The organism is Kitasatospora sp. NPDC059817 (genome assembly GCF_042731835.1).
Lineage (GTDB): Bacteria > Actinomycetota > Actinomycetes > Streptomycetales > Streptomycetaceae > Kitasatospora.
In genome coordinates, this window is the sequence record NZ_JBHWIR010000145.1 from 1 (window position 1) to 13766 (window position 13766).

Annotated in this window: 8 protein-coding genes; 6 read left to right on the top strand and 2 right to left on the bottom strand. The window is 75.6% G+C overall.

Annotated features, from left to right (window positions below; genetic code table 11):
* Nucleotides 1-2344: BTAD domain-containing putative transcriptional regulator (locus ACFV61_RS26115; RefSeq protein WP_380494207.1), on the bottom strand; the 2344-nt coding region annotated here is incomplete at its 3' end.
* Nucleotides 2345-2695: 351 nt separating this feature from the next.
* Between ACFV61_RS26115 and ACFV61_RS26120 the strand changes: the two genes are divergently transcribed.
* Together ACFV61_RS26120 and ACFV61_RS26125 are read left to right on the top strand one after the other, a co-directional pair.
* Entirely contained in the window at nucleotides 2696-5470 is a 2775-nt protein-coding gene (locus tag ACFV61_RS26120; RefSeq protein WP_380494209.1) for a BTAD domain-containing putative transcriptional regulator, read from the top strand.
* Nucleotides 5471-5789: 319 nt separating this feature from the next.
* On the top strand, nucleotides 5790-8186 hold the full coding sequence (locus tag ACFV61_RS26125) for an ATP-binding protein (protein ID WP_380494211.1): 2397 nt from the start codon (nucleotides 5790-5792) through the stop codon (nucleotides 8184-8186).
* A gap of 101 nt (nucleotides 8187-8287) precedes the next feature.
* On the opposite strand, the gene ACFV61_RS26130 is transcribed toward ACFV61_RS26125, so the two are convergent.
* Nucleotides 8288-9553, bottom strand: a complete 1266-nt coding sequence (locus tag ACFV61_RS26130) for a serine hydrolase domain-containing protein (RefSeq protein ID WP_380494213.1) — start codon at nucleotides 9551-9553, stop codon at nucleotides 8288-8290.
* A 251-nt stretch (nucleotides 9554-9804) separates the two neighbouring features.
* Here ACFV61_RS26130 and ACFV61_RS26135 point away from each other — a divergent pair, with 251 nt between their 5' ends.
* The 4 genes from ACFV61_RS26135 to ACFV61_RS26150 all read left to right on the top strand — a co-directional run bounded on the left by ACFV61_RS26135 (nucleotide 9805) and on the right by ACFV61_RS26150 (nucleotide 13703).
* A complete protein-coding gene (locus ACFV61_RS26135) occupies nucleotides 9805-10821 on the top strand; it encodes a phospholipase D-like domain-containing protein (RefSeq protein ID WP_380494215.1) in 1017 nt (338 codons plus the stop codon).
* A gap of 78 nt (nucleotides 10822-10899) precedes the next feature.
* Nucleotides 10900-11784 (top strand): alkaline phosphatase family protein, encoded by an 885-nt coding sequence (locus ACFV61_RS26140; protein WP_380494216.1) that lies wholly within the window; start codon nucleotides 10900-10902, stop codon nucleotides 11782-11784.
* 204 nt (nucleotides 11785-11988) lie between these two features.
* Nucleotides 11989-12579 (top strand): hypothetical protein, encoded by a 591-nt coding sequence (locus ACFV61_RS26145; protein WP_380494217.1) that lies wholly within the window; start codon nucleotides 11989-11991, stop codon nucleotides 12577-12579.
* Nucleotides 12580-12713: 134 nt separating this feature from the next.
* Entirely contained in the window at nucleotides 12714-13703 is a 990-nt protein-coding gene (locus ACFV61_RS26150; protein WP_063350563.1) for a hypothetical protein, read from the top strand.
* The last annotated feature ends 63 nt before the right edge of the window (nucleotides 13704-13766 follow it).

The following is a 13766-nucleotide window of genomic DNA, read 5'->3' on the forward strand; positions in this document are numbered from 1 at the left end:
GGGGGGGGGGGGGGGCGGCGGGCCCCGGTAGGGGGGTCCACGGGGTCGGGGTGGCGGGCGGGGGGGGGTAGGGGGCGCGGCCCGCGGGCCCGGTGGCGGCCAGGCGGGGGGCCACCGCCCGGCGCGCCGCCTCGGCCGCCTCCTGACGGCGCTCCAGCCCGAGCAGCGCGTTCGCCCGGGAGCCGTGCAACTGGGCGGCGGCCAGCTCGTCGCCGCACCGCTCGGCCGCCCGGACGCCCGCGCGCAGACAGCCCAGCCAGTCGGTGAACCGGCTGGAGCCGTAGTACAGCGGGCCGGCGGCCTGGGCCAGCCGCCAGACCCGGTCCGGGTCGTCGGCGGTGCCGGTGATCAGCGCGCGGATCGCGGGCTCCTCGGCCTGGAACCAGTCCAGCGCGGCGCGGATGCCGTCGGCCGGCGGCAGGGCCCGCGGCGGGTGGACGAGCGTGTCGAAACCGTCCTGGCCCGGCTCGATGAACTCGCCGCCCTGCCGCAGCGCCGCCTGGTAGTAGTCCAGCAGCCGCTCCCGGGCGAGGCGCCGGCGCGGCTCGGGCTGCTCGGCGAGCAGCCCGGCGCTGAACAGCCGGACCAGCTCGGCGCGGCCGTAGCGCCCGGGCGCCGCACCGGTGAGCAGGTGGTGGGCGGCGAGTTCGCCGAGCGACCGGCGGGCGGTGGCCGGGTCGGTGCCGAGCACGGCGGCACTGGTCAGGGTGTCCACCTCCCGGCCCGGGTGGGCGGCCAGGAGGGTGAGCAGCTCGGCGGCACCGGGGGAGAGGCGGCGGTACGTCAGGAGGAGTTCGGTGGTGACGCCGGTCGCGCCGTCGGCGTCCAGGACGGGCAGCCTGGTCTGCTCGTCGGCGAGTTCGGCGACCAGTTCGGCGATCGTCCAGTCCGGGCGGGTGGCCAGCCGGGCCGCGGCGATCCGCAGCGCCAGCGGCAGGTGGTCGCAGAGCCCGGCCAGTTCGGCGGCGGCGGCCGGTTCGGCCCGCAGCCGGTCTGGGCTGAGCGCGCGCTCCAGCAATCGCAGCGAGTCGTCCTGGGGCAGCGGGGGCAGCCGCAGCAGGGCCGCACCGTCGGCGGCCACCAGCCCCTCCAGCGAGCCGCGGCTGGTCACCACGGCGGCGCAGCCGGGCCCCTGCGGCAGCAGGTCGGCGACCTGGTCGGCATCGGCGGCGTCGTCCAGGACCACCAGCAGGCGTCGCCCCCTGGTCCGGTCGCGGTACAGCGCGGCCCGGCCGTCCCGGTCCTCGGGGACGGCGCCCTCGGAGACCCCGAGGGCCCGCAGGAAGCCGCCGAGGGCGGCCTCCGGGTCGGCCGGGCCGGCCGGGTCGAGGCCCCGCAGGTCGGCGAACAGCTGCCCGTCCGGGAAGTGCGGGGCGCGGCGGTGCGCCCAGGCGGTGACCAGCGCGCTCTTGCCGGCCCCGGCCGGTCCGACCACCAGGGCCAGGCCGTCACCGGCGCGGTCCGGGCCGCACTCGCCGTCCAGCCAGTGGCCCTCGTTGTCCCGGCCGACGAAGTCGACCGGGCGGCGCGGGAGTTGACGGGGCACCCGGGGCGCGGCCGGAGGAGTCGCCGAGCGGGCCGGGGCCGGCTGCTCGGCCCGGCCCCCGGACAGCACCTCGGCGAGCGCCGCCTGGAGCGCCGTGCCGGGCCGGATCCCCAGCTCGCGGTCCAGCCGCACCCGGGCCTGGTGGTAGGCGGACAGCGCGTCCGCCGGCCGCCCGGCCTGGTGCAGGCAGCGCATCAGCAGCGCCACCAGCTCCTCGCGCAGCCCGTCCGTCCGCACGTGCTGCTCCAGGGCCGGCACCGCCGCCACCCCGCTGCCCTGGCGCAGCCGCAGCCCGGCCCAGCTGAGCACGGCGGCGGTGCGGGCCTGCTCCAGCTGGTCGACCACGGCCGCGCGCACGGCGGTGTCGGGCAGGTCGGCCAGGGCCTCGCCGCGCCACAGCCGCAACGCCTGCTCCAGCAGCGCGATCGCCTGCGCGTCCGCCGTGGCGCAGCCGAGCCCGGCCTGTTCGGCGGCCCGGTCGGTCAGCGCCTCGAAGCACAGCGCGTCCACCTCCTCGGCCGGACCGGCCAGCAGGTAGCCGGACGAGCGGGTGTGCAGCACGAACGGGGTGTCGGCGATCGCCTTGCGCAGCGCCGCCACGTGCCCCTGCAAGGCGGCCCGGGCGCTGGCCGGCGGCCGCTCGCCCCACAGCAGCTCGCAGAAGCCGTCCACCCCGACCACCCGGCCCAGCCGCAACGCGAGCAGCGCCAGGATCGCCCTGCGCTGCGCCCCCGGCAGCGAGGCGAAGCCGTCCGCCCCGGCCCGCAGCTCCACCGGGCCGAGGAGCCGAATCCGCACCAGTACCCCCACTTCACCCCACGACGGGCAGGGCGTCCCCCCGCCCCATTGATGTCCCGGGCGTGCCCCGGGGTGGAGCAGTGTAGTGCCCTGAAGTGTCCTGTTCGCGCCAGATCGCCCGCTCCCCGGGCGCCACCGGGTGGCGGCGCCCGGCGCAACGGACGCCGAGTCCGGGCCCTGCGGAACCTGCGGGGCCCGCGTTCGACCCGACAAGATCCACAAATCCCGAGCAGACCCCATCCGGCCGCGTGCACGTGACCGGACCAGGCCTATCCTCTGACGACGCCGGGAAGACGCCGGAGGTTGTCGTCGGCGGCGGATCCGATCGGCGACAGGGGAGGAGAGGGCCGCATGCACATCGACCTGCTCGGGCCGGTCGCCGTACGACGGGACGACGGGACGACGGTCACACCCTCGGCCCCCAAACGCCGCGCGCTGCTGAGCACCCTCGCCATCCGGCTCAACCAGACCGTCGGCACCGACGAGCTGATCGAGCTGGTCTGGGACGGCGACGCGCCCCCCACCGCCCGCGCCGCGCTCCAGGGGCACGTCGCGGCCCTGCGCCAACTGCTCGACTGCCCCGGGCTCACCCTGGGCACCCGCGGCGCCGGCTACCTGCTGGCCGGCGACCCTGACCGGGTGGACCTGCTGCACTTCCGCGGGCTCTGCGACCGGGCGGGCGTGCTGCGGCCCGCCCCGGCCGCGCCCGCCGCGAGCACCGAGCCCGAGCCGCACGATCCGGCCGTGCCCCTGCTGCGCGCCGCCCTGGACCTGTTCCGCGGCCCGGCCCTCGTCGACTGCGGGTCCGTCCTGCTGCGCGAGCGCACCCTGCCGCACGTCACCGACCTGCGGCTGCGCGCCCTGGACCGGCTCGCCGAGGGACTGCTCGGGGCCGGCCGCGGCGGCGAGCTGGCCGCCGAGCTGGCCGAGGCGGCGGCCGCCCACCCGACCCGGCAGACGCTGGCCGCCCGGCTGGTCCGCTGCCTCGACCAGGCCGGCCGCCGGGACGAGGCGGCGGCCTGGTATGACCGGGCGGTGGCGCGGCTCTCCGGCCCGCCCGGTCCGGAGCTGCGCCACGCCGGTGAGCGGTCGGCGGACGGCCCCGAGCGGGACGGGCCGCCCAGACCCGCCCGGCTTCCGAGGCGCGGTGCGCCGGACCGCAGGTTCACCGGCCGGTCGGCCGAATTCGCCCGGCTCGACGAGGCCTTGGCCGCCGCCGTCCGGTCCGGCCACCCGATCCTGGTCACCGGACCGGCCGGGGTCGGCAAGACCAGCCTGGTCCAGCACTGGTTGCAGCGGTCCGCCGAGCACTTCCCCGACGGAGTCCTGCACGCCGAGCTGGGCGGCTTCGACCCGGCCGGGCCCCGCGAACCCGCCGACGTGCTGGCCGGGTTCCTGCTCGCCCTCGGCGAGCCGGCGGGAGCCCTGCCCGCCTCGCCCGAGGAGCGGGAGCAGCGCTACCGGGAACTGCTGGCCGGCCGCCGGCTGCTGATCGTGCTGGACGACGCGCGCTCGTACGAGCAGCTCGCCCCGCTGCTGCCCGACCCGCCCCCGCCGGGGGACGGGCCGGCCTGGGGCGGGGACCCCGGGGACGGGGACGGGGACACCGGCACCCCCGGCACCCCCGTCGTCGTCGTCACCAGCCGCAGCCGGCTGCGCGACCTGCTGGTCCGCGACGGCGGCATCCCGCTCCCGCTGGGCGTGCTCGGCGCCGAGGACGCGGCCGAACTGCTCGCCCGGACCCTCGGCCCGGCCCGGGTCGCCGCCGAACCGCAGGCGGCCGCCGACCTCGCCGCGGCCTGCGACCACCTGCCGCTCGCCCTGCGGCTGGCCGCCGCCCGGCTGGCCGCCCGCCCCGGCTGGACCCTGGGCGACCTGGCCGCGGAACTCGCCGACGAGCAGACCGGCCTCGCCACCCTGGCCGGCACCGACCGCGGCCCGATCGGCGTCACCACCGCCCTGGACCACACCTACCGCACCCTGCCGCCCGCCCCCGCCCGGCTGTTCACCCTGCTCGGCCTGCACCCCGGCGCGGTGATCGACACCGCCACCGCCGCCGCGCTCGCCGACCTGCCGCCCGCCACCACCCGCACCCTGCTGACCCGCCTCGACGCCGTCCACCTGCTGGAGGAGACCACGCCCGGCCGCTACGCCCGGCGCGAGCTGGTCCGGCGCTACGCGGCCGGGCAGGCCGCCGAACTCACCTGCGACGACCGGTTCGTCGCCCTCGACCGGCTGATCGCCCACTACCTCGCGGTCACCGCGGCCTGGACCACCGGAGGCTGGACCACCGCGGCCTGGACGCCCGAGGGCGGCGGCGCGGCCCCGGCGGACGCGGCCGCCTGGTTCCGCCGCGAGGAGAGCGCGCTGCGCGCGGTGGTGGTCTGCGCCGAGCAGTTCGGCCGGACCGCCGAATCCTGGCAGCTCGCCCACCGGATAGGCCTGCTGTACGAGACCACCGGCCACGACCGGACGCACTGGCGCGCCGTCACCGAGGCCGGCCTGCGCGCCGCCCACGGCTGCGCGGACCAGGCGGCCGTCGCCCGGCTGGCCACCGACCTCGCCGTCCTGCACGTGGACCGCGCCGCCCACCGCACCGCCGTCCAGCAGCTGGAACGGGCCGTGGCCGCCGCCGACCGGGCCGGCGACCAACTGCTGCGCCACCACTGCCGGGCCCGGGTGGCCGGTGCACTGCTGCGGGCCGGCCGCTACGACCAGGCCCTGCCGCTGATGACCGACCTGGTGAGCGCCGCCCGTACCCCGGCCGTCGGCGACCTGCTCGTCCGCGCGCTCACCGACCTCGCCGACGCGCTGGTCCTGGCCGGCGCCCCCGGCCCGGCCCTGGTCCACGCCGACGAGGCCGTCCGGGTCGCCACCACCCGTTCCGGCGTCGAGGCCGTCCTCGCCACCCAGAGCCGGGCCCGCGCCCTGCAGGCGCTCGGCCGCCGCGACGCCGCCCTGTCCACGGCCCGACTCGCCGTCGCCCTGGGCCGCACGGTCGGTGACACCGGGCTGGAGTCCCGCACCCACGGCCTGCTGGCGGACCTGCTGTGCGAATTGGGCCGTACCACCGAGGGCGCCGTCGCCAGACGGCAGGCCCGGGCCCTGGCGGCGGGGGAGCGCTGACGGTGCGCCGCCCCGCCGCCGCAGCCCCGTCCCGCCCGTTCGTCCCGTCCCGCTCGCCCTGCCCGTCCTGCTCGCCCTGCCCGTCCCGTCCGATCGGCACAACCACAGGCGGAACTATGGGCAGAACCAGCACGCGCGGCCGCCCCACCAACGGGTGGGACGCCGCGGCCCGCACCGGGGTGCCCGGCGCCTGAGCTGGGCGCTCGATGCTGGGAAAGAGCTGGGTACGAGGCATACTTCTGCCCGGGCATACTTCTGCCTGGGACGGTCGATCAGGCACAACGCCTGGCAGAAGTAACGGCGCTAGCAGGGGCGGGACATGACGGCTGTGAGCGGCACGGGAACGGGCACGGACTCCGAGGGGGTCGGCGACTTCGGCCGCCTGCTGGCCGGGCACCGGGTGGCGGCGGGCCTGACCCAGGAGGAGCTCGCCGCGGCGGCCGGCGTCAGCCTGCGCGCCGTCGGGGACATGGAGCGCGGCCGCACCCGGGGGCCGCAGCGGCGTACCGTCCGGGCCCTGGCCGAGACGCTGGGCCTGGACGCCCCGCAAACCGCCGCGCTGGACCGGGCCGCCCAGTGCGGCCGCCCCCGGGGGACCAGGCCGGTGTCGGCCGCCGCCCCCACCCGCGGGCCGGCCGCCCCCGCTCACGCCCCGGCCCCCGTCGGACCGGCCGAGACCGGGGACGCCGCGCCCGCCGCCCCGCTCGTGCCCGGCGCCCTCGCGCTGCCCCGCGACATCGCCGACTTCACCGCCCGCGAGGACGCCCTCGCCCTGCTGGCCGAGCTGGCCGAGGACGACCGGCCCGCCCACCCCCGGGTGGTGCTGATCAGCGGTCAGCCCGGTCTGGGCAAGACCGCCTTCGCCCTGCACGCCGCCCACACCCTGGCCCCCTTCTTCCCCGACGGGCAGCTCTCGCTCGACCTCGGCGGCATGGCCGCCACCCCGCTCTCCGCCCGCGACGCGCTCGGCCAGGTGCTGCGCGCCCTGGGCGTCGCCGACAACGCGGTGCCCGCCGGGACGGAGGAGCGGGCCGGCCTCTACCGGGCCCTGGTGCGCGAGCGCCGGCTCGTCCTGGTCCTGGACAACGTCGCCGACGAGAGCCAGGTGCGCCCGCTGCTGCCCGGCTCCGGGCCCGCCGTGACCCTGGTGACCAGCCGCAACGCCCTGCCCGGACTGGAGTCGGTGCTCCGCCTGCGGCTGGACGCCCTGGCCCCGGGCGAGGCCGCCGACCTGCTGGCCCGGATCGCCGGCCGCGAGCGGATCGACGCGGCGCCCGACGCCACCGCCGAACTGGCCCGGCTCTGCGGATACCTGCCGCTCGCGCTGCGCATCGCCGGGCAGCGGCTGGTGGCCCGCCCGCAGCAGCCGGTCAGCCATCTGGTGCGCCAACTGGCCGCCGAGGAACACCGGTTGGACCTGCTGGAAACCGGGGACCTGGCCGTCCGCCCGGCCTTCGCGCTCTCCTACCGGCGGCTGCCGGCCGAATCCCAGCTGGTGCTGCGCCGCTCCGCACTGACCGCCGGGCACGACTTCACCGCCGCCGTCGCCGCCGCCTACGCGGGCCTGCCGCCCGGCCGGACCGAACTCGTCCTGGAGCAGCTGATCGACGCCGGGCTGGTGCAACTCGCCACCCCGGAGCGCTACCGGCTGCACGACCTGGTCCGGCTCTACGCGGGCGAGCGGCTCGACGCCGACGAGGGCCCCGAGGCGGTGGCGCAGGCCCGGGCCAGGGCCGGTGACTGGCTGCTGAACCGGGCCGCCGAGTACGGCCTGCGGTTCGACCCGGACCACGCGGCGGCGGACCCCGACGCCGACCCCGACGCCGACGCGGACCGGACCGGCCCCCCGGTGCCGCTCACCGAGGCGGCGCGCTGGCTGGAGGAGGAGCACCCGGAGTGGCTGGCCGCCCTCCACCAGGCCTTCGCCGCCGGCCGGCACCGGGAGGTGATCGACACCGCCGAAGCCATGCACTGGTTCTCCGACCGGCTGCTGAGCTGGGACATCTGGGCCGAGGTCTTCCAGCTGTCGGTCGACGCGGCCCGCGCCTGCGGCGACCAACTGGCCGAGGCCGTCCACGTCAACTACCTGGCGTGGACGTACGTCACCTGCCTGCACCGCTACCAGCGCGGCATCGACCTGGCCAACGAGGGGCTGGAACTGGCCCGCCGGATCGGCGCCCGGGAGCAGGAGGGCTGGGCGCTGACCTACCTCGCGGCGGGCCTTCGGCACCTGCACCGGCACCGGGAGGCCATCGACGCCTACCACCGGGCCGCGGACGCCTTCGCCGCCGTCAACAGCCGCGCCGGCTGGATCGGCCGGCTGGTCACGCTGCGCGGCGCGGCCAACTGCCTGCGCGACTCGGGCCGGGCCGAGGAGGCGGTGGAGTCCCGCCGGCGCGCGCTGGCCGGAGCGCTGGAGCTGGTGGAGCGCTGGTCCTCGCCGCTGATGCACCTGGCGGCGGCCATGACGGCCCACGAACTCGGCCTGGACCGCGCCGCGCTGGGGCGCTGGCCGGCCGCCGAGAAGGCCTACCGGCAGGCCCTGACCCACTATGAGGAGGTCGGCCGGCCGGACAGCATGACCAAGACCCTCACCGAGCTCGGCACCGCCCTGATCGAGCAGGGCCGCGCCGAGGAGGCCCGCGAACTCCTCACCGAGGCGCTCACCGACCTCAGCGCGGACGGCCCCCGGCAGGGGCGGCGCCGGACGGGGTGAGGTCCGCACGAGGGAACGCCCGGGGCCCGGGGCCCGGAACGCGCACGCCCGCACGGCGGGTGGGCCGTGCGGGCGCGTGAGCGGCGGACTGTGCGGGTCGGTCAGATCCGAGTGTCCTCGACCACCGGCAGCGAGTGGTTCTCGGCGAAGGCGCTCGGGGCGAACGAGTTCCGCGGCGCGACGGCCGGCTTCTTGCCGCAGAAGGCCGGCTCCAGCGCGTTCATCAGGCCCTGCGTCACGGAGCCGTTGTTGGAGGCGTTGGCGAACACGACGACGGAGCGCTTGCCGTCCGGGGTGGCGAACGACTGGGTCTGGAAGCCCTGGACGATGCCGCCGTGGCCGTACACGTCGCCGCAGGACAGCGAGATGCGGCGCAGCCCGAGGCCGTAGCTGATCTTGGCGGTGGGGGTGGCCAGGGCGGCCGTCATCTGCTTCAGCGAGTCGTCCGAGACCAGCCCGCCGGAGCTGCCCGCCATCAGCGCGGTGAGGAAGTGGTCGAGGTCGGCGGCGTCGGAGATGACCGCGCCGGCGGTCCACACCCACGAGCCGGTCTGCTGGGTGGAGTCCAGCAGCGGCTTGCTGCGGTTGTCGTTGGTGAGGTAGCCGGTGACGTGGGCGCCCTGGATCTCCTGGTCGGGCACGACGAAGGAGGTCTTGCTCAGGCCCAGCGGCTCGATGATCCGCTCGCGCAGGACGTCCTCGTAGGGGCGGCCGGTGAGGTGCTCGACCGCGAGGCCCATCAGGACGAAGTCGGTGTTGGAGTAGGAGTACCGGCTGCCGGGCGTGTACTGCTGGCCGTGCTTGACGGACATCGCCACCAGGTCGCGCGGCGCGTACACGTTGGTGCGGATGCGCGCCTCGAAGGCGCTGGTGGTCTCCTCGCCGGCCTGCTCCAGCAGGTCGTTGGTGTGGTCGTAGATCCCGGCGCGGTGCTCCATGACCTGGCGGCCCGTCATGGTCCAGGTGTCCGGCAGGGTGCCGGCCGGCAGGTAGTCGCGCAGCGGCTTGTCGAGGTCGATCAGGCCCTGCTCCGCCAGCTGCATCACGAGAACGGCGTTGAACATCTTGCTGTTGCTGCCGACCCGGAACCTCCACGAGGAGTTCATCGGGGTGCCGTCCAGGTCGGCCTTGCCGACGGCCAGCGACCGGGTGGACTCGGCGTCGCCGTGGTCGCGGATCACCGCGAAGGCGCCCGGGGCGCCCGCGTCGGTGGCGGCCTGGAGGGCGGCGCGCACCGCGGCCGTGTCCGGGGTGGGAGCGCTGGTGGTGCCCTGGTCGGCGGCCACGGCCTGCGCGGCTCCGGTCGCCAGCAGGACGACACCCGCGGCCGCCACCGCGAGCGGACGCAGAAGGCTGATCTTCGCCATGATCCTCTGTTCTCTCACTCGGCTGACGCGGCGTCCGGCCACGTCCTCGAAGATCCACTATCACCGGCGGGGCCGGTGGCTGGCAAAGTGAACCGGATCGGCCGCACCATCCGTTTCCCGACCCGGGGTCAAGGTTTTACCTGCTGTCGTCTACCCGCGTCGACCGATCCACCCGATGCTGTTCGGGCGCCTCGCGCGTGCTCCCGCACCTTCGCCCAGGCCTTCCCCCCTCACCGATCGTGGAGTTCCGCATGCCCCTGGCCACCTCCGCGCGCCGGGCCGGCGCGCTGCTGCTCGCCGCCGCCGGTCTGATACCGCTGTCCGGCACCGCCCAGGCCGCCACCGCCGCCACCGCCGCCACCGCCGCCACCGCCGCCACGTACACGCCGATCGTGTTCCCGGACCAGGACCACGGCGTCGTCTACGACCTCATCAACTCGGCCACCCGCTCCGTCGACGTGACCATGTACGAGCTGCGCGACACCACCGCCGTCAACGCCCTGATCGGCCGCCGGCGGGCCGGCCTCACCGTCCGGGTGATCCTCGACGGCCGGCACACCTCGGTCAACGGCGCCGCCTACTCGGCCCTGCGGGCCGCCGGCGTCGGGGTGACGTACTCCTCCTCCGCGTTCGTCTACACCCACCAGAAGACCGTCACCGTGGACGGCGCCAAGTCCCTGATCCTGACCGGGAACCTGGACTCCACCTACTACTCCAGCAGCCGCGACTTCGGCGTCGTCGACACCGACGCCAACGACGTCGCCGCGATCGAGCAGGTCTTCGCCGCCGACTACGCCCAGACCTCGATCACCCCTTCCGACGGCGACAACCTGGTCTGGTCGCCCACCGACTCGCAGGCCCGCCTGCTGGACCTGATCAACGGCGCGCAGCACACGCTGGACCTGGAGCAGCTGGAGTTCGGCGACCAGGCTCTGGTGGACGCGGTCGCCGCGGCCGCCGGCCGGGGCGTCACCGTGCGGGTGGTGGGCATGAACCCCTCGTCCTACAGCAGCTACTTCGACCAGGTGGTCACGGCCGGCGGCCAGGTGGTCACCTACTCCTCGACCACGGGCCTGTACATCCACGCCAAGGCGATCGTCGCCGACTACGGCACGCCCTCGGCCAAGGTGTTCGCCGGTTCGGAGAACTTCTCCGACAACTCGCTGAACAACAACCGCGAGCTGGGCCTGATCACCACCGACTCCGGCGTGCTGACCACCGTCGAGTCCACCGCCGCCCGCGACTTCGCCAACGGCACGCCGTACTAGACGCCGTACCGGACCGGTTCGTCGCGCAGCCCTGATCGAGCGTCCGCGCCAGGGCCGCTCCCTACCCGAGGAATTGTCATGACTTCGTCCACCAAGCACGGCTCCCGCCGCACCGCCACCGCCCTCGGCTCGGTGGCCGCGCTGGTCGTGGCCTCCGCCGGCCTCTGGGCCGCCACCGCCTCCACCGCACAGGCCGCCGCCCTGCCCGCGCCCGACCACATCGTCGTCGTGGTGATGGAGAACCACGCCTACAACCAGGTCGTCGGCAGCAGCAGCGCCCCGTACCTCAACTCCCTGGCCACCGGCGGCGCCAACCTCACCCAGTCGTTCGGCATCACCCACCCCAGCCAGCCGAACTACTACGCCCTGTTCTCCGGCTCCACCCAGGGCGTCACCGACGACAGCTGCGTCTCCGTCGGCGCCCTCCAGGGCCCCAACCTGGCCTCCGAGGTCACCGCCGCCGGCAGGACCTGGGCCAGCTACAACGAGACCCTGCCCGCCCAGGGCAGCACCACGTGCAGCAGCGGCAAGTACGCGCAGAAGCACAACCCCTGGTTCGGCTTCGGCAACGTCCCGTTGAACTCGGCCAGGACCTTCGCCCAGTTCCCGACCGACTACACCACCCTGCCGAACGTCTCCTTCGTCGTACCGAACCTCTGCAGCGACATGCACGACTGCTCGGTCGGCACCGGCGACACCTGGATCAAGAACAACCTCGGCGCCTACGCGACCTGGGCCAAGAGCCACAACAGCCTGCTCGTGGTCACCTTCGACGAGGACAACCGGCTCGCGGGCAACCGCATCCCGACCGTCTTCTACGGCGCCCACGTCACCCCCGGCAGCACCTCCGCCGCCACCTACAACCACTACAACGTGCTGCGCACCCTGGAGGACCTCGCAGGCGCCACCACCCACGCGGGCAACGCGGCCAACGCCGCTGACATCACCGGCATCTGGAACTGAGGCCCGCCGCCCGGCCCTCCACCAGGAGCCGCCCCCGGACCACCGGCCGCCCCGCGCCCGCCCCGCGGGGGGGGGGGGCCGGCCCGCGCCCGCCCCCCCCCGCGCGCCGCGCCGCCCGCCGCCCGGCCGGCGGCCGCCCGGGGGGGGGGCGCCCCCGCCGCGTCGGAGGTCGACAGCGGCGCGGGGGGCGGCAAGGATGGGGGCGTGCGATTCGATGCCGTGCCGATGCCGGAGCGGGTGGGGGAGCGGCCCCGGGACGTCCGGGGCTACCCGGTGCCGGCGATCACGCCCTGGCGTGGCGGCGAGCCGCAGTTCGCGTTGACCGACCACGAGCGCAGCGCGAACTGCGCGCTGGAGCGCCTCTGTTCGGTGTGCGGGGGATTCATGGCCCGGGGCCCGGTGTGGCGCGTGGTCGGGGCGGCGGAGAGCGCGGCGATCGGCGCCGCGCTCGCCGAGGGGCGGCCGTACCGCAACCTCGCGCCGACCATGGAGGGACCGGGCCACCGGGCCTGCATGCTCTACGCGGCGATGGTGTGCCCGTACCTGGCCCGGCCGAACGCCCGGCGCCGGGCTACGGCGCACGGCGGTGTGGACGGGCTGACGGCGGCCGCCGTGCGCGGGGCGGTGCGGGGCGGCACGGGGGCGGTGGTCGGGTTCGGCGACTACGAGTACGCCGTCACCGAGAGCCGGGTGCTGTTCCGTTTCCTGGATCCGGTCGAGTTCCTGCCGCACGAGTCCGCCGACGAGCAGCTGCCCGCGCTCCGGGCCGAGTTGGCCTCGCGCGGCGGACTTTAGCGGAGGATTTGCACTGTTCCCCCCGTACCGGGCACGAACCAGTGGCAGACTGAGGCGGACATGACCAGTCCTGGATCGGGGGCGGCCGTCCATCAGCGACGGCATCAGGGCACCGACATCGAGGAGCACGTTTCTTGACCACTCACCTCAGGCACGGCACCGGCGCGCGGAAGGTGCTGGCGCTGCTGGCGGCACTGTGCGGGATCGTCGGCCTCACCGCGCTCGGTACGACCCCTGCGGCGGCGGCCGATTCGCGACACGCGATCTACGCCATCGCGCACCGGGTCGACACCCTGGACGGCGTGGACGCCGCGCTCGGCCACGGCGCCAACGCCATCGAGATCGACGTCTGCGCCTGGTGGAACCCGAACGAATGGCGCGCCTACCACGACTGTTCCTCGGCCGGTGAGAACCGCCTGGGCCCCAGCTTCGACAGCATGATTGACCGCATCCTCTCCAACGCCAACGCCGGACGCCGGCTGTCGCTGGTCTGGCTGGACATCAAGGACCCGAACTACTGCGGGGAACAGCCCAACCGCACGTGCAGCGTCGCCGGACTGCGCGACAAGGCGCAGCGGTTGACGGCCGCCGGGATCCAGGTGCTCTACGGCTTCTTCGAGTACCACGGCGGCAACACCCCGGACGTCGGCGGCAGGGGCTGGCAGAGCCTGGAAGGCAAGCTCGGCCCGCTGGAGGGCATCACGTCCACCGGCACCCGTGACCAGGTCCAGGGCGCCTTCAACCGGTCCGGTTCCGGATTCCCGGCCGGTCACCGGGCGATGGACTACGGCGACACCGACATCACCAAGGGCTTCGGCAACTGCACGGAGGCCACCTACAACACGTGCGCGGAGCTGAAGAAGGGCGCCGGGGACCGCGCCGCCGGGCGGCTCGCGGCCACGCTGTCCTGGACGGCCACCTACAACGACCCGTGGTACGTCGACAAGCTGCTCGGCGACGCGGGTGTGGACGGCATCATCGCCGGCTACGGCGCCTTCACCGGCGTGCGCGAGTACGACAACAGCTGGCAGTGCGCCAACGCCATCAACCTCGTCCGTGACTGGGTGAACCGCCACAGCGGCACCCACCGCATGGCCAACAGCGGCGACCGCCTGTTCCGCTAGGCCTGTTCCGCTGGCCTTGTCCGTCTGAAGGGCACCCGCCGTCCCGCCCGCCAGCTGCCTGTG

Coding starts and splice junctions, on each gene's coding strand:
- ACFV61_RS26130 (WP_380494213.1), bottom strand. CDS start 9,553: ATGGCGAAGATCAGCCTTCTGCGTCCGCTCGCGGTGGCGGCCGCGGGT.
- ACFV61_RS26125 (WP_380494211.1), top strand. CDS start 5,790: ATGACGGCTGTGAGCGGCACGGGAACGGGCACGGACTCCGAGGGGGTC.
- ACFV61_RS26135 (WP_380494215.1), top strand. CDS start 9,805: ATGCCCCTGGCCACCTCCGCGCGCCGGGCCGGCGCGCTGCTGCTCGCC.
- ACFV61_RS26120 (WP_380494209.1), top strand. CDS start 2,696: ATGCACATCGACCTGCTCGGGCCGGTCGCCGTACGACGGGACGACGGG.
- ACFV61_RS26140 (WP_380494216.1), top strand. CDS start 10,900: ATGACTTCGTCCACCAAGCACGGCTCCCGCCGCACCGCCACCGCCCTC.